18 protein-coding genes are annotated in these 21,284 nt (G+C 43.1%); all 18 read left to right on the forward strand.

All coding sequences use genetic code 11. From position 1 onward, the window contains the following. Nucleotides 1-106: 106 nt before the first annotated feature. The gene (locus tag AACW75_RS03710; RefSeq protein WP_016797676.1) at nt 107-436 is read left to right on the forward strand and encodes an STAS domain-containing protein; all 330 of its coding nucleotides are present in this window, start codon (nt 107-109) and stop codon (nt 434-436) included. Nucleotides 437-497: 61 nt separating this feature from the next. Next, on the forward strand, nt 498-1,331 hold the full coding sequence (locus AACW75_RS03715) for an OmpA family protein (RefSeq protein WP_145568403.1): 834 nt from the start codon (nt 498-500) through the stop codon (nt 1,329-1,331). Then, entirely contained in the window at nt 1,328-3,427 is a 2,100-nt protein-coding gene (locus AACW75_RS03720) for an SLBB domain-containing protein (protein ID WP_135458172.1), read from the forward strand. The genes AACW75_RS03715 and AACW75_RS03720 overlap by 4 nt, the downstream gene beginning before the upstream one ends. Then, nucleotides 3,427-4,116, forward strand: coding sequence for a CpsD/CapB family tyrosine-protein kinase (locus tag AACW75_RS03725; protein ID WP_145568401.1), 690 nt, complete (start codon nt 3,427-3,429; stop codon nt 4,114-4,116). Before AACW75_RS03720 ends, AACW75_RS03725 begins: the two co-directional genes overlap by 1 nt. A 614-nt stretch (nt 4,117-4,730) precedes the next feature. Continuing rightward, nucleotides 4,731-5,723, forward strand: coding sequence for an ABC transporter substrate-binding protein (locus AACW75_RS03730; protein ID WP_017073232.1), 993 nt, complete (start codon nt 4,731-4,733; stop codon nt 5,721-5,723). A gap of 191 nt (nt 5,724-5,914) precedes the next feature. Next, nucleotides 5,915-6,814 carry an ABC transporter permease gene (locus AACW75_RS03735; RefSeq protein ID WP_010440933.1) on the forward strand — a complete coding sequence of 300 codons (900 nt, stop codon included), beginning with the start codon at nt 5,915-5,917 and terminating at the stop codon, nt 6,812-6,814. Beyond that, entirely contained in the window at nt 6,807-8,051 is a 1,245-nt protein-coding gene (locus tag AACW75_RS03740) for a quaternary amine ABC transporter ATP-binding protein (protein ID WP_017073231.1), read from the forward strand. Before AACW75_RS03735 ends, AACW75_RS03740 begins: the two co-directional genes overlap by 8 nt. A 430-nt stretch (nt 8,052-8,481) precedes the next feature. Next, nucleotides 8,482-8,904, forward strand: coding sequence for an Hpt domain-containing protein (locus AACW75_RS03745; RefSeq protein WP_135458166.1), 423 nt, complete (start codon nt 8,482-8,484; stop codon nt 8,902-8,904). Between the two features lie 140 nt (nt 8,905-9,044). Continuing rightward, a complete protein-coding gene (locus tag AACW75_RS03750) occupies nt 9,045-10,574 on the forward strand; it encodes a sigma-54-dependent transcriptional regulator (protein ID WP_145568399.1) in 1,530 nt (509 codons plus the stop codon). Continuing rightward, on the forward strand, nt 10,555-11,706 hold the full coding sequence (locus AACW75_RS03755; RefSeq protein WP_145568397.1) for a glycosyltransferase family 4 protein: 1,152 nt from the start codon (nt 10,555-10,557) through the stop codon (nt 11,704-11,706). The genes AACW75_RS03750 and AACW75_RS03755 overlap by 20 nt, the downstream gene beginning before the upstream one ends. A 386-nt stretch (nt 11,707-12,092) precedes the next feature. Then, the gene (locus tag AACW75_RS03760) at nt 12,093-13,466 is read left to right on the forward strand and encodes an O-antigen ligase family protein (RefSeq protein WP_145568395.1); all 1,374 of its coding nucleotides are present in this window, start codon (nt 12,093-12,095) and stop codon (nt 13,464-13,466) included. 93 nt (nt 13,467-13,559) lie between these two features. Further along, nucleotides 13,560-14,345 carry an acyltransferase gene (locus AACW75_RS03765; protein WP_145568393.1) on the forward strand — a complete coding sequence of 262 codons (786 nt, stop codon included), beginning with the start codon at nt 13,560-13,562 and terminating at the stop codon, nt 14,343-14,345. Then, on the forward strand, nt 14,338-15,456 hold the full coding sequence (locus AACW75_RS03770) for a glycosyltransferase (RefSeq protein ID WP_145568390.1): 1,119 nt from the start codon (nt 14,338-14,340) through the stop codon (nt 15,454-15,456). The genes AACW75_RS03765 and AACW75_RS03770 overlap by 8 nt, the downstream gene beginning before the upstream one ends. Beyond that, on the forward strand, nt 15,453-16,877 hold the full coding sequence (locus AACW75_RS03775) for a GumC family protein (protein ID WP_145568388.1): 1,425 nt from the start codon (nt 15,453-15,455) through the stop codon (nt 16,875-16,877). The genes AACW75_RS03770 and AACW75_RS03775 overlap by 4 nt, the downstream gene beginning before the upstream one ends. Nucleotides 16,878-17,217: 340 nt before the next feature. Then, complete coding sequence (locus AACW75_RS03780) at nt 17,218-18,318, forward strand: glycosyltransferase (protein WP_017073223.1); 1,101 nt, start codon at nt 17,218-17,220, stop codon at nt 18,316-18,318. Continuing rightward, nucleotides 18,315-19,502 carry a glycosyltransferase family 2 protein gene (locus AACW75_RS03785; RefSeq protein ID WP_145568387.1) on the forward strand — a complete coding sequence of 396 codons (1,188 nt, stop codon included), beginning with the start codon at nt 18,315-18,317 and terminating at the stop codon, nt 19,500-19,502. The genes AACW75_RS03780 and AACW75_RS03785 overlap by 4 nt, the downstream gene beginning before the upstream one ends. Before the next feature lie 9 nt (nt 19,503-19,511). After that, nucleotides 19,512-20,171 (forward strand): sugar transferase, encoded by a 660-nt coding sequence (locus AACW75_RS03790; protein WP_135458151.1) that lies wholly within the window; start codon nt 19,512-19,514, stop codon nt 20,169-20,171. Between the two features lie 156 nt (nt 20,172-20,327). Then, complete coding sequence (locus AACW75_RS03795) at nt 20,328-21,206, forward strand: LysR family transcriptional regulator (protein WP_029224798.1); 879 nt, start codon at nt 20,328-20,330, stop codon at nt 21,204-21,206. Nucleotides 21,207-21,284: the final 78 nt, after the last annotated feature.

The raw sequence follows: 21,284 nt of genomic DNA on the forward strand, positions 1-21,284 counted from the left end.
TAATGACAGCGAACAATAGTGATCAATTAAGTCATTGAAAATAAACAACATAAAAGTTGGCACATTACGTGCTCTAGTTAACTCATGCATTCAAGGAGATAACACTATGGAATTACGTAAGATTGACTTAAACACAACAACACTGACTCTTTCAATTTTTGGTGATTTAGACGCAGCAGGTAGCCGCGACGCACAAACTGATATTGACGACGTTATTTCAAACGATGGACACCAAGAAATCGAAGTTGATTTCAGCCAAGTGCAGTTTCTTGATTCATCAGGCGTAGGTGCAATTGTTTACATGTTCAAACGTCTTACCGAGCGAGAACGAAACATGCGCTTAGAAAATGTATCAGGCCAGCCGCTTGAAATCATGAACCTACTACGAATCGGTCATGCGATCCCAGTTAACTCAAAAAATCCTACTAATTCATGAAGATCCACTAAGCTAGAAGTAATAAAAAATAATAATAATAAGAAAAACAAAGGACGTTGGCATGAAAATACTGAAAAACTACATAGCCCTTTCTCTGTCTGCTCTAGTTCTGGGTTGCACAAGCTACCCAGAACAAGGCATTGGCGGATTAGCGGAAAGTTACGATTCCATCAATTATCAAAATTCAGATTTCTCGCCTGTCATGCCTGACGAACCTCTAGGCCCAGAACATGGCCTGCGCTTCGATTGGCAACTAGCAAAACTTCATCTAGATGCCTTAATTCAAGAAGGTGCTCGCTGGTGCTTCCCTGCTGCTGTAGTCCAAGCTATCGAAAAGCAAAATCGTATCGCTCGTGAGTTACAAGGCGGTTTGTTGTTAGATGCGGCTAACGATTTGGTTATTCAAAGAAAACGCCTTAACGAGCTAGAGGTACAGCTTGATTACGTGACTTCTCAAGCGCGTTGCGAGCCACCCAAAAACGAAAATCAATTCCGTATGCAACTGTCAGTGATTCAACAGTTGTACGATTTACTAAACGTTGACAATCAATTCGCGGAAAACTCTACCGAAGTAAACCCTAAATACATGGGACGTCTTGCAGAAGCGACTACCCTACTAAAAGAACATAAATCACTGGACCTTGTTGTTACCGGTCATGCAGATGGCTCAGGAACTGAAGAGTATAACGACAAGCTAGCCCTAGGCCGTGCTAAACAAGTTGAACGTTACCTTACTATTTTCGGGTTGGGTGCTCAGCGAATCAAAGCTGTTTCCGTTGGTGAAACTGTGCCACTTTTTGAAGGTGAATCTGATGGAACACGTCTAACTAACCGCCGTGTAAGTATTGAGATTATCTCGCCCGAGAACGCAGCTAAAATGGGAGGTGCTCTATGAAAATTCTACTGACGTTTATTTTCACCATCTCGCTTTGCTTTGCGACTGCAGTCAACGCAGAAGAAGAGTTTTCAGGAGCTGTACAAGTGGGTGACCTTATCCAAGTTAACGTACCCGGTGAAAGCACCTTGAATACCGGCTTCCAGGTTGACAAGCGTGGACGAATTACCCTTCCTGAAGTTGGTACTGTGTTTGTGGCTGGTTATGATAATGACCAATTGAATAAGGTTGTACTGGAAGCATTGGCGACCGCTTATAAAGATCTATCAAACGCTTCAGTTTATGTGAAAGAACAGCAAATCATCATCTCCGTTCAAGGTTACGTTGAGCAACCCGGTGAGTACACATTGTCACTAGGTTCTAGCATTCAGATGGCATTGTATGCTGCAGGTGGTCTTCGTCCGGGCGCACAATTAGACAAACTTATTTTGAAACGCGGCTCTGATAATACAGAATTCAACTACAAACGCTTTCTGGATTCAGGTGATGAATCAACCCTTCCAACACTTCAATCTCTTGATTCGTTATTCGTTCCTGCGTCTCCATTAGTGGGCAACATCGAACAAGAGTTTGATGCCGCAAAGCTTGCTAACTCAGGTGATAGTGCTGATTCTCGAAATTCCATCAAAGTGTTTGGTGAGGTAAACGCACCGGGTTCTTTTACTTACAAAGAGAACTCAGACTTAGTTGACGTATTAATGCGTTCTGGCGGCGTAACGCGCTACGCCAGTGTTGAGCAAATCCGCGTTATCTCGAACAACACACCGACTCTGTTCAACTTAAAGCGTTACCTAGATTCTGGCGATGAAAGTATGCTGCCGATTCTGCGTCCGGGTTCAACGGTTTTTGTTCCTAAACAGGAAGAAGAGATTAAATCTGGCGCGAACACCGTTTACGTAATGGGCGAAGTAGCCGCACCAGGAGCCTTTGAAGGCAAGAAAGGTGCGACGTTCATGGACATCCTTGCTAACGCAGGCGGCCCGACTCGCTTTGCTGAATCAAGACAAATCCGTGTTATCAAATCTAATGGTCGTGTACTTAAGTTTGACCTTGCGGCATACACAGAAGGCCTTGCTAATTCTGCTCCACCTTCAATCCAAGCGGGTGATGCGATTTTCGTTCCTGAGAAAACCGACATGAACGAAAAGTCGTGGTTGAAGATTACACCAGACAGAGCCGTTAACGTGATTGGTGAAGTGAATCGCCCCGGTCGTATTGAATGGTCGGATGAAATGAACTTCATGGGCTTATTAGCACACGTTGGTGGTCCGACGCTACGTGCGGACACGTCGAAAATTGAAGTCGTAACAGGCCGAAAGTTGGTTGTATTTAATCTTGATGACTTCATCAAAAACGGCGCACCACGCGATCAAATGCCCTACATTCGTGCGGGTTCAATCGTTCGAGTTCACGATTTACCACAAGACCCATCAGACAATAAATCACAATGGGTTCGTCAAAGCTCAGACGCCTCGATCTACATTTTTGGACAAGTGAATGCGCCCGGTCGTTACCGCTTTACAAAAGACATGCACTTCCTAGACATATTGTCTGCTGCTGATGGCCCAACTAAAGATGCTGACATCCATAATGTTCGCGTAACACACCGCGATAAAACATATTCCAAAGTAAGCAAACTGAACCTATCGTTGTACTTTGAAACGGGTGATGAATCATTACTGCCAAACGTAACAACTGGTGACACTATTTATATCCCAGAGAAAGGCAAAAACTGGTTAGATACACCAAAAGAAGAAACCGTTCGAGTCCTTGGGGCTATTAACAATCCGGGGCGTTATGTGTTCAACGACAACATGACCATTCTTGATATCTTGGCAGAAGCTGCTGGCCCTACCGACAATGCTTATGTAGAAAAAATCACCATCGTTAACATGTCTTGCTGCCAAGGCCAAGCTCGTACCTTCGACCTTGTTGAATTCAGTAAAACAGCCAACATTTACAACCTACCAGTGTTACGCGCGGGTGATACGATTTACATTCCCGATCGTCGTGAAAGCTTTATTGAAAAAGCCCGTGTAGGTTTAGATGACATTTTACGTATTACGACCACCATCGTTCTTATAGGAGCTTTATAATGACTATTTCAGCCACGCATGCCGAAGTTGAACAATTGTATTTAGCTTCAGAACTTAACGGTCAACGTTCAATTTGTGTTACTGCCTGCCACTCCGGTGACGGTGTAACATCTGTTGCTACAGCGCTTGCCGAGCGTTTCTTGTTAGCTGGACACTCCACTCTTTATGTTGACCTTAACTTGTTCAATCCTGCTTTTAAGGATGTGAACATGCTTGAAGAAGATCAATCAGGACAACTTATCGAGCACGTCGAATCACAACGCATTTTCATTGGTGTTCCCGCCCCCCAAGTAGCTTCGACTCAATTAGCATACAAGGATCCGGCTACGCTTCAAAAAGCGGTGACTCAATGGTTAGAAAAGTACGACCGTGTGATTGTTGATACTTCGCCCTTACTTAATATCAATAAAGGTAACATCCCAGCTCAATCGGTCGCGAGCGCGTGTGACGGAGCGTTACTTGTTGTCGCTTACGGAGAAACATCAAGCCATCACCTTGCCCAAGCAAAGAAACTGCTCGAAGCGAAGAGCATTACTCTGATGGGTTGCGTCATGAACATGAAGCAACATCCTAGCTTCGCAGAAGAGCTTATTAGGCAGATTAATCGAATGAAGTTTATCCCTCGAAAAATTCGCGACAACTTGGCGAACAAGCTGCACCGTAATGAATTCCTAAATCTGCCGATGTAATCCTCTAGTCTTCAATAAGATTAGTCTTCAATAAGATTAGTTTTCAATAGAATTAGTTCTACTTAGAAATACAATTAGGTCTAATTAGAAAGAGCTACCATTCGAATGTGACAGCGACCTCTTCATTCGATTTTCTTTACTTTAAGTTTGATTCCTAATTGATGTTTTTTGCCGAAATTAAAGATGGAAATCGGATTTTAAAGCACATTCAACGCATTTCACACACGCCAAATATGGTCTTACCACCTTCAAATTCACTTAAAAATCAACAACTCTATACCTGACTTTCGTTGGAATGTGACACAGACTGTTAAAGCACCATGTAAATCGAGTCAAAGATGGAATTCGTACGATTATTCCCTAAGATTATAAATAGAGGTGGTTTTTGACGAATTTGTAATAGTTTGACAAAGTTATCCGGTGGCTGTGAAACACAGTGGATAAATCAAGCAAATCACACTTTATGCTTTGTTGGTTTATCTATTCATATTCCCTCCATCCCTCCTTCTGCTCAAATGGTTTAAATACACGGAAAGGATCACCATCGAGCAATTTAGTTAGTCAATTTACTTTGATTAGCTTGGTTGTATTATTAAAGAGAAAGGAAACTCAATATGAAATACAAGTTAAGCTCCGTATTTTTGTTAGTTGCAGCAGCCAGTGGTCATGCTAACGCTGGTGAATGTGGCAGCGTAACAATCGCAGATATGAACTGGAACTCTGCAACTTTAATCGCCAACATTGACCAATTCATCTTAGAGCACGGTTATGATTGTGATGCCGAACTCATCCCTGGCGACACAATGCCAACCGGCACTTCAATGATTGAAAAAGGCCAACCCGATGTTGCACCAGAGCTATGGAGTAACAGCCTCAAAGACGCACTCGATAAAGGTGTCCAAGAGAAACGTCTTCGCTACGCAGGTAAAGCCCTTGTAAACGGTGGTGAAGAAGGTTTTTGGGTTCCCGCTTATTTGGTTAAGCAATACCCAGAAATGGCAACCATTGAAGGCGTCCGCAAAAACGCTAGCTTGTTTAAACACCCAGAAGACCCAGATACATCTGCATTTTATAGCTGTCCAGCAGGTTGGAACTGTCAAATCAGTGCCGGTAACTTGTTTGAAGCTCTTGATCTAGAAGAGAGTGGTTTCACCATTGTGGATCCAGGCTCGAGTGCCGGCTTATCTGGATCTATCGCTAAAGCTTATGAACGTGAAGAAGCTTGGTTTGGTTACTACTGGGCGCCGACCGCCGTTCTTGGTAAATATGACATGGTTAAAGTTGACTTTGGAAGTGGCGTTGACGAACAGGAATTCCTTAACTGTACAACTAAAGAAGACTGTGACTCACCTAAAGCAACCATGTACCCGCCTTCACCTGTTCACACTGTCACTACAGAAGACTTCGCATCAAGAGCACCAGAGGCCTACGACTACTTCACTAAACGTGGTTTCACTAACGAAAAAATGAACTCACTTCTTGCTTGGATGGAAGATAACCAAGCAGATGGTGAAGAAGCAAGTATCCATTTCTTGAGTGAATTCCCAGAAATATGGCACCCGTGGGTATCTCAAGAAGTCGCGAAAAAAGTAGAGGCAGAGCTGTAATCGCTTTTGCTAACTAGATGAAAATAATAGGAATAAATAACGTCGCTATACTTGATGTTATTCAATATTCGGAGTCCTAAGTTTCAGTCACGATGATGTTAAGCGTTATCGCGACTGAAACCGTTTATCTCGCTTTTGATTCAACAGCGACTTAAAACGAACTTAAAGACGCCGGACTATAAGGATATAAAATGGCTGACAGCAATTGGTTATCAAGCTTCCCTGAGATGGAACGCTCTGATTTGCGAGCAATAAAAAAGGCGCTAGATGGCGCATACCGTGAGTTTTCCCGCGAATACGGAGAAATGATCGAATCATTATTTGACCCTCTTCTTTCCTTCCTTGTTTGGTTTGAAAAACTTCTAATCTCCACCCCTTGGCTTATCGTACTTGGCGTTTGTACTGCTTTAGTTTACGCAGCGAGTCGTTCTTGGAAATTGGCTCTGGGTTGTGTCTGTTCACTACTGCTCATCGGTTACTTTGGGATGTGGGAAGATACAATGCGGACACTCAGTATCATCACCGTATGTACATTAGTTTCCATTTTCCTTGGAATCCCGATCGGTATCGCGATGGCACGCTCTAATCGTGTGCAATCAATCGTGACGCCACTACTCGATATAATGCAGACCATGCCCGCATTTGTTTACCTAATCCCAGTCGTGATGCTTTTGGGCATTGGTAAAATCCCAGGTTTAATCGCCGTTGTGATTTACGCTATCCCACCAGTGATTCGCCTAACTAACTTAGGTATACGCTTAGTCGACAAAGAAGTGTTAGAAGCCGCTACGGCATTCGGGGCAAGCAAGAAGCAACGCTTGTGGGGTGTTCAACTACCACTTGCAATGCCAACGATCATGGCGGGAATTAACCAAACCATCATGATGGCTCTCTCTATGGTGGTTATCGCGTCAATGATTGGTGTTAAAGGTTTAGGGCAACCCGTTCTTAAATCGATCACCAATCAATATTTCACATTAGGCCTGATGAACGGTTTCGCGATTGTGGCGCTGGCTATCTTATTTGACCGAGCTTCACAGGCTTATGCGCGTAGAACCAATGCGCACCTAGGAGGATTCAAGCATGACTAAACCATTGATTGAAATTAGTGGTCTATACAAAGTGTTTGGACCAAAGCCAATGTCTGTTATGAATCGAGTGACCAACGGTGACCACAAAGATGACATATTGGCTGACACAGGACACACCGTCGGATTAAAAGAAATTAACCTTGAGATTAACCGTGGCGAAATCTTCGTTATCATGGGTCTTTCGGGCTCAGGTAAATCAACGCTAATTCGTCACTTCAACCGCTTAATCGACCCAACTCAAGGAAAAATCACGGTTGAAGGCATCGATGTAATGAGCCTTAATACCAAGGAGCTGGAAGAGTTTCGCCGTCACAAAATGTCGATGGTTTTCCAACGTTTTGGCTTAATGCCCCATCGAACCGTCATTGAAAACGTTGCGTACGGCCTTGAAGTTCAAGGCATAAAGAAAGAACAGCGCCTAGCAAAAGCGAAGGAGTGGCTTGAAACCGTAGGCCTTAAAGGTTATGAGCAACAATACCCTGCTCAACTCTCTGGCGGCCAACAACAACGTGTCGGTTTATCGCGCGCTTTATGTACTGACGCTGAGATTCTATTAATGGATGAGGCCTTCTCAGCGCTTGATCCGCTGATTCGAAGCGAAATGCAAGATCAACTGATCGAGCTACAAGAAAAGCTTCATAAAACCATTATCTTCATCACTCACGATCTCGACGAAGCACTTCGTTTGGGTGACCGGATCGCAATTTTGAAAGATGGTGAGTTAGTCCAACAAGGTACGCCTCATGAGATTCTACTAAGCCCTGCTGATGATTATGTTGAAGCGTTTGTGAAAGACGTAAACCGAGCTCGCGCATTAACAGTTGAAACCGTTATGCAACCTCCTCTCTATCGTATTACTTCGGAAACGATTGAAGGTGCGCTAGCGCAAATGAAGATGCTGAAAAACGATTACGCTTATCACGTAACGGATGATGGCTATCAGGGCTTAGTCACTCAAGAGAGCCTGCAAGACGCCGTTGAAGATGTATCAGTTCACGACTTCAGTGATGAGATATATGAAGAAGTCCCAGCCGTATTGCCTGATGCTGTTATTGAGGAAATATTGCCTGATACAATGTCGTGCGATTACTCCCTTCCTGTTGTTGATGAAGACGGCAATCTGAAAGGTGAATTAGAGAGAAGTGCTGTTGCCGAAATCTTCACTGAAAATAGCGAGGAAGAAGTAGAAACAGCCCCAAAGTCGAAACCAAAGATTGATATTGATAAGGCTTCTTAACTTCTTAATCTCTTAGTTTCTTACCTTAGCTCCTTTGCTTTGGAACTAAAGAGCTTCGGAGCTTACAATTAGTTTAGTTATCGCTTAACTAACTGAAATGATCCAGGCCACTGTATTGAGGAAATGCAGTGGCCTTTTTCTTTTCGTCTTTGAGCTTTCAGCTGTTTTTTCTTGTTCTTATTCAGGACGCTATCTAATCTAAGTGCACTGCTTAGACATCTAAGTTCATATTTCATAAGTAAAAACACGTTAAATCAAACTATTACATCTCTATCATTGTTGATTACCAGTTTCACTTGGTATCGATTAATGACATGATTTTTACGGCAAGCAGTTGAAATTATTCTAAAAAATGACTAAAACTTAATAACACCAAAGAATATTAGCCTCAAGCTAACGTATTTCCGCAGACACAATGAAAGGAATTAGTGTGAATAACTCAACTTTAGCTTCAGAGACATCTGCTGGTTTGAACGAACAAGTGAATGTACAACTTGCCGATACAGAGCTTGTAGACGAAAGCATCTTAGAGCAAATGATTAGTGACACGAGCGCGGAGATAATTCCTATTTTGATCGATCACTACGTAGAAGAATCGCACACCCGTTTAACCGCCATTAGACAAGCTGCTATCAATAACGACGCTCAAACTCTAGAGTTTGAAGTTCATACGATTGGAAGCACTGCTCTTGCGCTAGGCAACCGCCCACTGTCCGTGCTCGCTCGAACGTTAGAAAAGCAATGTTTAGAACAAAAGCATGAAACTGCGTTTCTTAAGGTTGATGAACTATTAGAACTCGCAGAGTGTTCGATTGAAGCCTTGTTAAGAAGAAAAGACCAAGGCTTTAGTTAAACTTGCGTTCAAATCATTAATGCCAAGTGCTTATTAAAATATTGCATGCGGTAGGTAACAATTACACGGGTTTCGTATTGATGGTTACATATCACTATGTTATTGATTGATTAGGATAAAGTTTCAAAAGGATTTATACAATGCGCCCTAAAGTATTGTTGGTTGAAGACTCCACCTCTCTTGCTGTACTTTACAAACAGTACGTTAAGGATGAGCCATACGACATATTTCATGTCGAGACTGGCGCTGAAGCCAAGACATTTATAGAAAGACATGTTCCACAGCTCGTAATCCTCGATTTAAAGCTACCGGATATGCCCGGTGAAGAAGTCTTGGATTGGATCAGTGACAATGAGATTCCCACCGCGGTGATCATCGCCACGGCACACGGTTCAGTGAACATCGCCGTAGATCTCATTCAACGAGGGGCTGAAGATTTCTTAGAAAAACCCATTCAAGCAGATCGCTTAAAAACGTCGGTTAATCTTCACTTACGTAGAGCTAAGCTCGAAAACCTCGTCGATAATATCCAAAGCAAATTTGACCGCGACCGCTTTCATAACTTCATTGGCTCTTGCTTGCCGATGCAAGCCGTTTACAAAATCATCGATTCGGTTGCTCCAACGACGGCTAGTGTCTTTATCAATGGCGAAAGTGGTACGGGTAAAGAAGTCTGTGCAGAAGCTATTCACCAAGAAAGCCAGCGCAGCAACAAACCGTTCGTTGCCATTAACTGTGGTGCTATTCCTCGCGATTTAATGGAAAGTGAAATCTTTGGGCATGTGAAAGGTGCCTTCACTGGCGCGACAACAGACCGCAAAGGTTCCGCAATGCAAGCCCACGGTGGTACCCTATTTCTTGATGAGCTTTGCGAAATGGAATTGGAGATGCAAAAGAAGCTCCTAAGGTTTTTGCAAACCGGTACTTTCACTCCATTAGGCGGTAATCGAGAAATCAAAGTTGATGTCAGAATTATCTGTGCAACCAACCGCGATCCACTGGTTGAAGTGGAAGAAGGCCGATTCCGTGAAGATCTATACTACCGTGTGCATGTTGTACCTATCGAGATGCCGCCACTAAGAGAACGTGGGAGTGACATTACTACCTTGGCTAACCACTTCTTGAAGCTCTACGCGAAGCAAGATAAAAAGAAATTCAGATCTATCGATAAAGAAACACAAACACTGCTTAAACGTTATCCATGGCCAGGCAATGTTCGCCAATTGCAAAACGTGATTAGAAATATCGTGGTGTTGAACAATGAAACCAGTGTGACTAAAGACATGGTGCCACCGCCAATCAACAAAGCTGACATCACCACACCTAAGAGTGTAACTCCGATACGAAGTGTGGCACCAGTAACTGCGCCTCAACCAACGGCTATCCCTGAAGCTAAGTTGCCACCATTGACACCGGAAGAGCTCGAATATACTTCGACAACTCACAACAATCAGCAAATGCCAGAACAGGCAACAATGACACCGCTATTAACAACCAGCGATGGTGCTATTCGTCCAATGTGGCAAATTGAACGTGAAGCCATTCAACACGCCATTAATCATTGTGATGGTAATGTGTTAAACGCAGCCGTATTGCTAGAACTAAGCCCTTCTACTGTTTATCGTAAGAAACAGGCTTGGGAATCGGAAGATGAGTACAATCAAGCCTAATCAATCAGCCCCAGCAACCCTCAAGTCGGCTCAAGAACAATTAGCTATTGAGCCAACCGAGATTGATCCGAACGAAATTTGGTTGTTAATTGACAGCCAAACCTTCGGTGGAATCGAAACTCACGTTATTGAACTAGCGCTCGGTTTAATTGAGTATCAACGTCAAGTAAGAGTCGTTCTTCTCACCAAGTTCATTCCGTCACCTCCAATCATTCAACGCTTAACCGAATCACAGATCCCCTTTAACCACCTTTGCGAACTGGCACCGAATGCTTCAAATTCATTGTCACAACTTAAGCAGGCAATTGACCAATACCGCCCTAGTCATCTTCATGCGCACGGTTATAAGGCGAGTATCGTGAGTAAGGTGGCTAAGTTATCCTTGGCCAAGCCCAACAAGTTGCATCAGCTATCCACTTACCATGCAGGTGAAACTCCAACAGGAAAGGTGTGGTTGTACGATTTTCTAGATCGATACAGTGGTTTTATCTCTAATCACTCTTTAGTGGTGAGTGATAAAATAAAGGACAAAATTCCTTTTAAAACAACATTGCTCAATAATTTTATTTCAATTCCAGAAAGCCCAACTCCCTCTTTTGCTTCTAGCTCTGACGTTCAAAAAGAGACAACAGCCATCTATGACATAGGTTTTGCTGGGCGTTTGAGCCATGAAAAAGCAGCCGATAGGTTTGTTGTGTTAGCTAAAGCATACCCAAATCAGCGGTTCCACATTTACGGTGATGGCCCAGAAAGACAAACATTATCGAACAATTCGCCAACTAACCTTATCTTCCATGGTCACCAAACAAGTATGGACAAAGCGTGGCAAACCATCGACTTGTTGGTGATACCTTCTCGATATGAAGGTTTGCCGATGGCAGCGCTCGAAGCAATGGTGCGTGGTATTCCTGTCATCGCTACAGCGGTTGGTAATTTACCCCAGTTGATAGAACACCAGATCAGTGGTTATATTGCTCAAGATGAAACCGAACTCAACACATGTTTGGATAAATGGATAAGCCTTTCGCTCGACGACAAAACGACAATGAATCATAAAGCGAGATCCACGATCATTGAACGTTACTCCCCTCGAGCTGTCATTCCCCATATCCTAGAGTGTTATGAGCGCTAGCCGTCATTCTACTAACACTTCTCGTTCATAAGTCCTTTCCAATCAGTTAGTTCAAATTCCCTAATTATCCCATTCAATCTGATTCGCAATTTGAAAGAACGTCAAAGCACGTCCTACCTAAATAATAAATAACCCGTTAATACAGACACTTAAATTAAACTCACATGTGGCACTCACCTTGCTATCTCTATTAAGAACAGAGCCTTTCAATTTGATTTTACGATCACCTATTAAGCCTTAGGGAACTGAATCAATCCTTATGTTCATTTTTGATAAGCGTTGGTTGAGGTCATTTTCTCATGCTCATATTGTTGAATCACAATGTGAATTAGAAAGGCTAACGAAATGAACTGAAGGAACGGATATATGAATTTCAAGGAGCAGCGATGAAATACCAGGCCAACAGAACACCGCTCATTATTGGGTTATCAACCTTGAGCCTGATTATTGGTTGTGCTTGGTATCTTGTTCCTCACCCGGCGGTGGTTATTGTGCTCGCCTTTATCCCATTGGGCGCATTGTTCGTGATCAACAAAGCTTTTTGGTTTGTGCTTTTGTTTGTCGTGTTTTCCTTTTTTCGAATTCACGAAGCGCTACCTCAACTTTACCCATTAAAAATACCGTTGCTGTTATCCATGGGAGCATTGTCTGCCCTGTTATGGCATTCACTAATCAGCAAAGAACTTAAGATTTTCTGGCACCATTCGCTAAACTGGCTCGCTATCTTTTGGGTTTTAACCATTGTTGGGGTTGTGTTTGCATCAAACCGCCCAATCGCATTTGCGGAATTTAAAGGCGTTTATTGGAAAATCATTGTCATGACGCTCGCCATCACTTGGCTGGTTAATACCACGGAGAATCTCGCTAAAACCGCCATGACTATTATTTATGCTGGTGCTTTAGTGAGTACCATCGCTGTTTATAATTCAGTAAACGGTATTGGTCTTGTTGAAGGCTCAAGGGTCACCATCGGGAGAGATTTTGGCTCGATGCTTGGTGACCCAAACGACCTGGCCTTGGTATTGCTTTTCCCGTTAGCATTCGCCATTAGTCAAACCACTACGCCCGGCATTTCCTATTTCAAGCGAATAATTAGCGCCCTGATTTGTGTTTTGTTATTGGCGGCAATTATTGCGACTCAAAGCCGAGGTGGTTTGCTTGGTTCCGTTGCGGTTATCGGCATTTTTGCATTAAAACTGATTCGCTCAAAAATGTTATTGATATCGATGAGTTCGATTGCCGCGATCGTGCTTTATTTTGCTGCAGGTATAGCAGACAGAGCTTCTGGCGGCGCCGCAGAACAAGGCATTGATGAATCAGCGATGGGAAGAATCTACGCTTGGGAAGCCGCCTTCAAAATGGCCTTAGAAAATCCGTTAACCGGTGTTGGCTTAAACAACTTCTTCTCAAATTACTTCTTCTATAGTTCCCACTGGGATGGTTTGAACCATGCTGTTCACAGTACATGGTTTGGTGTTCTAGCAGAAACGGGCTTTATCGGCTTGGTCGTTTTTGTCATTCTGATTGTCTCATTAATCAGAACATCCCGTGCCACCTTAGCCAGGTTGTCTCAAGCGGGTTCTTCAATTCCTCCTGAACTAAATGCGGTCGCTTATGCCGTATATGCTGGTTTAATCGGGACCATTGTATCGGGAACTTTCCTCACACAGGGCTTCAACTGGCCAATTTACATCCTTGCTGCACTCACCGTTTGCGTATCAAACGTGTCTCATACTGCTTGTCAAAATGAGAAAACCTAAAAGAGAAACTGTAACCAACTGAAAAACATATACTTTTTTAGTGGCACGCAATGTGAAAGTACTTCTATATAACAACGTAGAAGGAATTTCATTATGACGTCAGTATCCATGCATCAATTCAAACATTGGCTTAAGTTTCATCCTAATTCTCGAATTAGAAATATGTTTTTCATTTTGAAGAATGTAAGAGCTGCTGAGCTACCAACCCCACAAGTATTCAATCGTTGCCTTTATCAGTCACATAAGTTAATTACGGGCATCTTTACAGGCTTCACTCGCTTCTTCTATTGGACACCTGCATTTAAAGGAAGAATCGCTCAATGCGGAAAACGTTTGTATTTATACGGCGGTTTACCGTTTGTTAGTGGTCCACTACAAATTTCAATTGGCGATGATTGCCGTATCTCTGGCCACACCACATTTTCAGGGTGCACTCAGCCACTCGAAGGCTTAGAGCACCCTCTTCTTTCTGTTGGCAACAATGTCGATATTGGTTGGCAATCGACGATTGCAGTTGGAGGTAAAGTCATTATCTCAGACAATGTTCGTATCGCTGGCGGTGCATTCCTGTTTGGATATTCTGGCCATCCGCTTGATGCAAAACGTAGAGCCGCAGGTGAAGGCGACGATCCTCAACAAATCGGTGACATTATTCTTGAGCAAGATGTGTGGCTAGGTACGAATGTAACCGTAAAAGGTGGCGTTACCGTCGGTGAAGGCGCTGTGATTGCAGCTGGTAGCGTTGTCACCAAAAGCATTCCACCTTTTTCTATCGCCGCCGGTAACCCCGCGCGAGTGGTTGGAAATATTAAATCTGTCGAGATAACTGAATCCGATGTCTTCGATTCTCTTGAAACTCATGGAGGCGATCATGCGTGATTTAATCGTATTCGGTGAAGATTTTGGCGGGCTTCCGTCATCGACTCAACATCTTGTTCGTCACCTTGCAAAAACACACAAAGTGCTTTGGGTAAACTCTATTGGTTTAAGACAACCTAAATTGTCTACAAAAGATGTGACTCGTGCGTTCAATAAGCTATTTGGTAAGACAAACGCAGTGACACAAAACATGCTCGACTCCAGCGGGCAAAGCAATATCACCGTTGTTAATTTAAAAACGATACCAGCACCCGCATCTAAAGTATCAAGAAAGCTAGCACAACAGATGATGTTGAAACAACTGAAGCCGATTATTGCAGAGCTAAACCTGCATGCTCCAATCCTTTGGACATCACTTCCAACTGCCGTTGACCTATGTGGACACCTTGGCGAATCAGCGGTGGTTTATTATTGCGGAGACGATTTCAGCGCCCTAGCTGGGGTCGACCACCAAACCGTTGCTGACCATGAATCAGAGCTGATCGAAAAGTCAGATCTGATCTTCGCAGCAAGCAAGAAGCTCATGGCTAAATTTCCGGAAGACAAAGCGCAACTGTTGCCACATGGCGTTGATGTAAGCCTGTTCTCGACACCAACAGTGAGAGCGGACGATTTACCAAGCAACCACCGACCAATCGCAGGCTTTTATGGCAGCCTCTCTAAGTGGCTCGACTATGAAATGATTGGTCACGTTGCCAACGCAATGCCTGAATGGGATTTCGTTTTTATTGGCCCGAATGAGTTAGACACCTTAGCGTTGCCTAATCTTAGTAATGTGCATTATCTTGGCCCTCGACCACATCATACGTTGCCAAGTTACTCTCAACATTGGGATGTGAGCCTACTGCCTTTTATTGATAACGAGCAGATACGTGCATGTAGCCCATTAAAACTCATGGAATATCTAGCGGCAGGAACACCTATCGTAACAACGCCATTCCCTGCTCTATTGCCTTATCAAGACCACGTCACAACGGTCAATAACGCACAACAAATGGTAGAGACACTAGAAAAAGCTCGTCAACTTTCAAATTCACCGATCTCAATCGTAGAAAAAGACAGCTGGAAAAACCGCGGTAACTTCGTACATTGGATGTTGGAGCTATTATGAATAATCTGAAATTGCGACTATTGGTTCTTCTGAATGCTATGTGGCGTCAACGCTACGTAATATTGGTCCCTATTCTTATCCTTCCCTTTGTTGGTTTTGGCGTGAGTAAGCTCGCTCCTACAAAATACGATGCTCATACCAGCATGCTGATTCAAGAAACCGCGAAGATGAACCCTTTCTTAGAAGACATCGCCGTTTCAACCATGCTTAAAGACCGGATTAGCGCACTTCGAACGCTACTCCACAGCCGTCACGTGCTTTATTCAGTAGCGGAAGAACTTGAACTGATTACTCCAGAGATGTCGAGTTTTGACAAAGAGGAGCTTATCTCTGATTTGTCGCAGCGCTTATCAGTCATTCAGTTAGGCAAAGATTTCCTAAAGATAAGTCTAAGTTCAAACACACCCATCGGTATGGAAGCTACCCTTCAGTCTGTCAGTGAACATTTTATTGAACAACTGCTGGCTCCGGAACGTTCATCCATTCAAGATTCTAGTGATTTTTTGAAAATTCATATTGATGAACGTAGTGGCGAACTCGCTGATGCAGAAGAGGCATTAGCGCTCTATGTTAATGAAAACGTACATTCAACACCAGAAGTCCAAAGTCAGAGCTTGAACCGTTTAGCTTCACTGAAACAAACACTTGCAGAAAAAGAAGCTGAATTGTCTGGCGTTCAAAAAAGCTTAGGTTCGATTGACCAACAACTGTCTAAAACCAATCCAGTAATTGGACGATTAGAAGACCAGATCATTGATATTCGTAGTGACCTCACGTTACTACAAGCCAAATACACAGACAGACACAGCGCTGTGCAGGCTAAAGTTCGTGAATTGGACCGTCTAGAAAACGAAAGAAAGGCACTGTTGGATCTCAAACAACCGAGCATGAACAGCGACCAATTATGGGATATTGCAAGTAGTACCACATTAAACAAACTGTCGGATACTCAACCACTTCTGGTCACTCAATTACATAGCTTGCAATTGGTTCGAGCGCGCTTTGAATCGTTAACGGAAGAAACAAAAAGCCTTAGAACGATGATCTTTGAGCTAGAAAATAAAGCTAACAATTTTGGTGAAAATGCGAAAGAGATGTATCGACTTCAACGTGATGTGAATATCAAACGTCAGCTGTACGATGAACTAACGGAGCGTTATGAAATGGCGCAGCTAACGGGATCATTAGGGGTATTCGAACAGAACAAACGAGTCAAAATTATCGATTTACCGTTCACACCGAGTGTAAAGTCAAACATGCCAACTTTCGTGTTTATCCTTGCGGGCTTAGTGGCTGGGATTGGTCTAGGCATAGGTTTAGCTGTGTTATTCGAGTTGTTCGACTCTTCTATTAAACGTAAAGAAGAGATCGAAGACATCTTAGGCGTACCTGTGATTACCGTTATTCCGAAAATGAGCTAACCCAAAAATGAGTTATCCGATTTAGTTTTTAACCAAAACACCAGGCTCGTGCTGGTGTTTTTTATTCTATGCGTATTCTTTCTGCACCTGTTTTTATTTCTGTTCTTTGCGTATATGTCAGGTTAAAGCATGCTCCTTATCTCTATCTCTATCGTTATTTTCACCTACTCATTCCGACATTCTGTTTTGATTCCTATTTTGAGAATGACATTGAAACAAAACTGACATCAACATAAGTCATTGATAAATAACGCCTAATAAGTTGGCACAACTCGTGCAATTATCTAAGAAGAAAATGAAACCGAAACAACTTAGACCGTTTTATTGCAGGGAGAACATTATGGGAAACCAACTCGCAAAACATGGAAAGAAGGTAATACATGTTGTTCAGCACCTTGCTCCTGGAGGCCTAGAAACGCTCACCTTAGATTTGCTCCGCCTAGCTAAACCTTGTGACCAAGTATTAATCGTAAGCCTAGAAGGAACAAAGCAAGAATCTATTGATAACTGGCCAAAACTAAAGCCTTTCCAAAACCAAATTGTGTTTCTAGACAAAGCGCCTGGCGTGCAATTCAATGTCATCCTCAAGTTAATCAAAGCATTCAAAGGAATTCGTCCTGATGTGGTTCATACCCATCACATCGGGCCACTGCTTTACGCCGGTTATGCCGCTCGCGTAACAGGTGTCCCTACTCGTATTCATACCGAACACGACGCATGGCACTTAAACAACACTAAACGTCGCCGCTTGCAAGCTCTTGCATTGAAAGCAGCTCAACCTACTTTAGTGGCTGATGCGACTCGTGTTTATAACCAACTGCGTTCTGTTTTCTCATACGAAAACATCATTACCATCAAGAACGGCGTTGATTGTGACAAATTCAGACCACAACCAATCGCAGGCGCTAGAGCAAAACTCAATCTGCCACTCGACAAACATATTATTGGTTGCGCAGGTCGATTAGAACACGTGAAAGGTCAAGACCAACTCATCAAGGCGCTTACCCTATTGCCTACCAACACCATAGTGGCATTTGCTGGCGGCGGTTCTAAACGTGCATATCTGGAAGCATTAACCAACAAGCTTAACTTAAGTGACCGCGTGGTATTTCTTGGTTTAGTCGATGACATGACAACCTTTTACGGCGCACTAAACGTTTTCTGCCTTCCATCTCGACATGAAGGTTTACCCCTTTCAACTCTTGAAGCTCAGGCTTGTAATATTCCGACTGTCGCGATGAACGTTGGAGCGGTCGATGAAACCTTATGTCCTATCAGTGGCACTCTCGTGAAAAGTGGCAGCATCACTGGGTTAGCCCATGCATTACTGGAAAATCAACATGAACGCTTTCTATCCCCTCGCAGTTACGTGCTAGAAAATTTCGACATAGTGAAAATGGTCGCTTCATATAACGATATTTCTGAAGGAGTTTACGCATGATCGATTGGATACTGGCTGGCCTATGTTTATTCTCTGGAGCCTTGATTGTTTATCATCACGCAGCATACCCCGTATTGTTGCGTTGGTACGCAAGACACCATCCGGCTCGTAGCGTGTGCGAAAGCTCTCGTCGCTACAAAGATGAACAACAAGATTGCACACTTCCAACTGTCACTATCTTGGTCCCTGCTTTTAATGAGGAACAATGGATAGCGGACAAGATTAGAAACCTCGCGGCTTTAGATTACCCGAGAAAGAAACTGCAAGTGATTATTGCCTGTGACGGATGTACTGATAACACAGTCGAGATTGCTCAAATGACCATCCAAGAAGCAACGTGCAGCGATATTTACTTTGAAATACACGACCATGCTCAAAATCGAGGCAAAGTTGCCGTTATAAATGAAGAAGTGACGAACATAACGAGTGACATCACAGCACTGAGTGACGTTTCTGCATTGATATCATTGGATGCACTGTTAATTGCTAGCGCTCATTTTGAAAGTGACAAGGTTGGCGTTGTTAATGCTACTTATCAACTTTGCCCTACTGGAAACGAAGGCGAAAATACTTATTGGCGGTATCAAACTGCCGTTAAAGAGTGCGAGGCGTCGCTCGGTTCTAGCTTAGGTTCTCACGGTGCTTTCTACTTGTTCAAAACGGAATTGTTTGAACCACTCCCTCTAAATACCATCAATGATGACTTCATCTTACCGATGCAGATCGTCAAACAAGGTTACATCGCAGAATACGAAACACAGATGGTGGCTCTAGAGTTAGAAGAATCAAACCTAGAAACTGACTTCAAACGCCGCTTGAGAATTTCCGCAGGCAATATGCAGCAAGCAATTCGACTATTTGGCCTATTCAGCCCCAAATTTAAAGGCATCGCTTTTGCTTTCTTCTCAGGAAAAGGCTTAAGACTGTTAACTCCTTATTTAATGATTGTGTGTTTAGTGTGCTCAATCGTTCTTAGAGATTACTTGGCATTCGAAGTCATGCTTTGGGCACAAGTTGTTGTCTATAGCATCGGTGTACTGGGTTGCATCATGCCTAAGAATCTAATTAATAAACCTATCTCTTTAATTTCATATCTAATCGTTGGTCATTATGCCAACTTCATTGGTGGCATACGTTACCTACTGGGACTTGAAAACTCCCCTTGGACTCGAGCTAATCGTTAAGGACTGACCATGATGAACATTGACCAACTATCAAACCAAAACCTATACCAAAGTAAGATTTCTCGCGCGAAACGCACCTTTGATTTTGTAAGCTCTTTACTCGCGTTAGTTATATTGTCTCCGGTGTTCCCATTTATTGCACTGGCCATTGCGCTGACTTCTCGTGGGCCTATCTTCTATCGTCAACTGCGCGTTGGAAAATCAACACCTTCAAAAATGGAAATCTTTGAAATCATGAAATTTCGCAGTATGTATGAAGATGCAGAAACGCGTTCTGGCGCAGTTTGGGCAACTCAAAACGACCCTCGTATTACACCTGTTGGTCGCTTTTTGAGAAAGACACGACTTGATGAACTTCCGCAGTTATTCAATGTATTGAAAGGTGAGATGTCGCTGATTGGCCCTCGTCCAGAGCGTCCAACGTTTTACAACAAACTGGAAAATGAAATTCCATACTTTGCTGACCGTACATACGGTGTAATGCCAGGTATTACAGGGCTGGCACAAGTGAATCAAGGTTATGACACGTGTATTGATGATGTTCGTCGTAAAGTCGGTTTTGACCACAGCTATGCTCTGAGCCTATGTTCTGTGAAATCTTGGATTGCAGCTGACTTGAGCATCATTACCAAAACAATTGTGGTTATGGTGGATGGGCGCGGTCGATAACGTTAACTCAAGCGACATAGCCAGTGAATAATTGATTAAAATCCAACTAAAACCAATGAGTACGCAATTACTCATTGGTTTTTTCGATTTTATATACCATTTAATATACGATACATGGTAATCATTCCAAGCCTGCATTCGAAGCTGCTTATCACTATGAAAATCGAAGACCTTAAACTATTCACTACCGTTGTTGAGCTTGGCAGTTTTACCGCGGCTGCAAACGCATTAGATCTACCACGTGCAAATGTAAGCCGACGGATCAACGATTTAGAGAAAGCACTCAATATCCAACTGTTCTTCCGTACCACTCGGAGCTTATCAGTTACTAAATCGGGTGAGCTTTACTATAACGAGTTACTGAAAGCGCTTAGTGCCCTCGAAAAAGCCAACCACATGGCGTCTAACCTTTTAGAAGTACCCCATGGCCGTGTAAAAATCGGATTACTCCCAGAGACAGGCGATATCGTTCAATCAACCTTATTTAAGTTTCAAGATTTATACCCCAAGATCGAGCTCGACATAAGAAGTATCAGCAACGGTTTTATCGACATGTACCGCCAAGGTTTAGACCTTGCAATGCATGGCGGCCGCTTAAGTGATTCGAACGTAGTGGCGCGTAAGGTAATGGATTTACAACGTATTTTTGTTGCTAGCCCGGAGTACATTAAGAAATATGGCCAGCCTTCGGCGCTTGAAGAACTCTCTAGATTACCATTTGTTTGTTTCCGCTGGCCAAGCGGCGACGTAGATAAAGAATGGGAGATATCAGACCACGTAGTCAAGGTTGAACCTTCTATCGTGAGCGATAGTATTGGTTTCGTTAAAGGTGCATCGACACGTCATCGAGGCATCGCTCTGTTACCAGAATTGATGGTAAGGCAAGAGCTCAAAGATGGCTCTTTGATTAACCTTTTCCCTATCGACACCATGCAAAAAGATGAAGCTTGGTTATTGTATCCACAACGTAAAGCTTTGAGCCATGCCAGCCAATTATTGATTGATTTCTTATTACAAGAACTGCCGAAATTATAACTATTGTCACGATTAACGTGACAGTGTTATACCGTTAACACTGATTATCTCTGCCTCACATCTAGATAGAATTGCCCC

Origin of the sequence: Vibrio sp. L3-7 (assembly GCF_963898195.1) — a bacterium.
Classification (GTDB): domain Bacteria; phylum Pseudomonadota; class Gammaproteobacteria; order Enterobacterales; family Vibrionaceae; genus Vibrio; species Vibrio echinoideorum.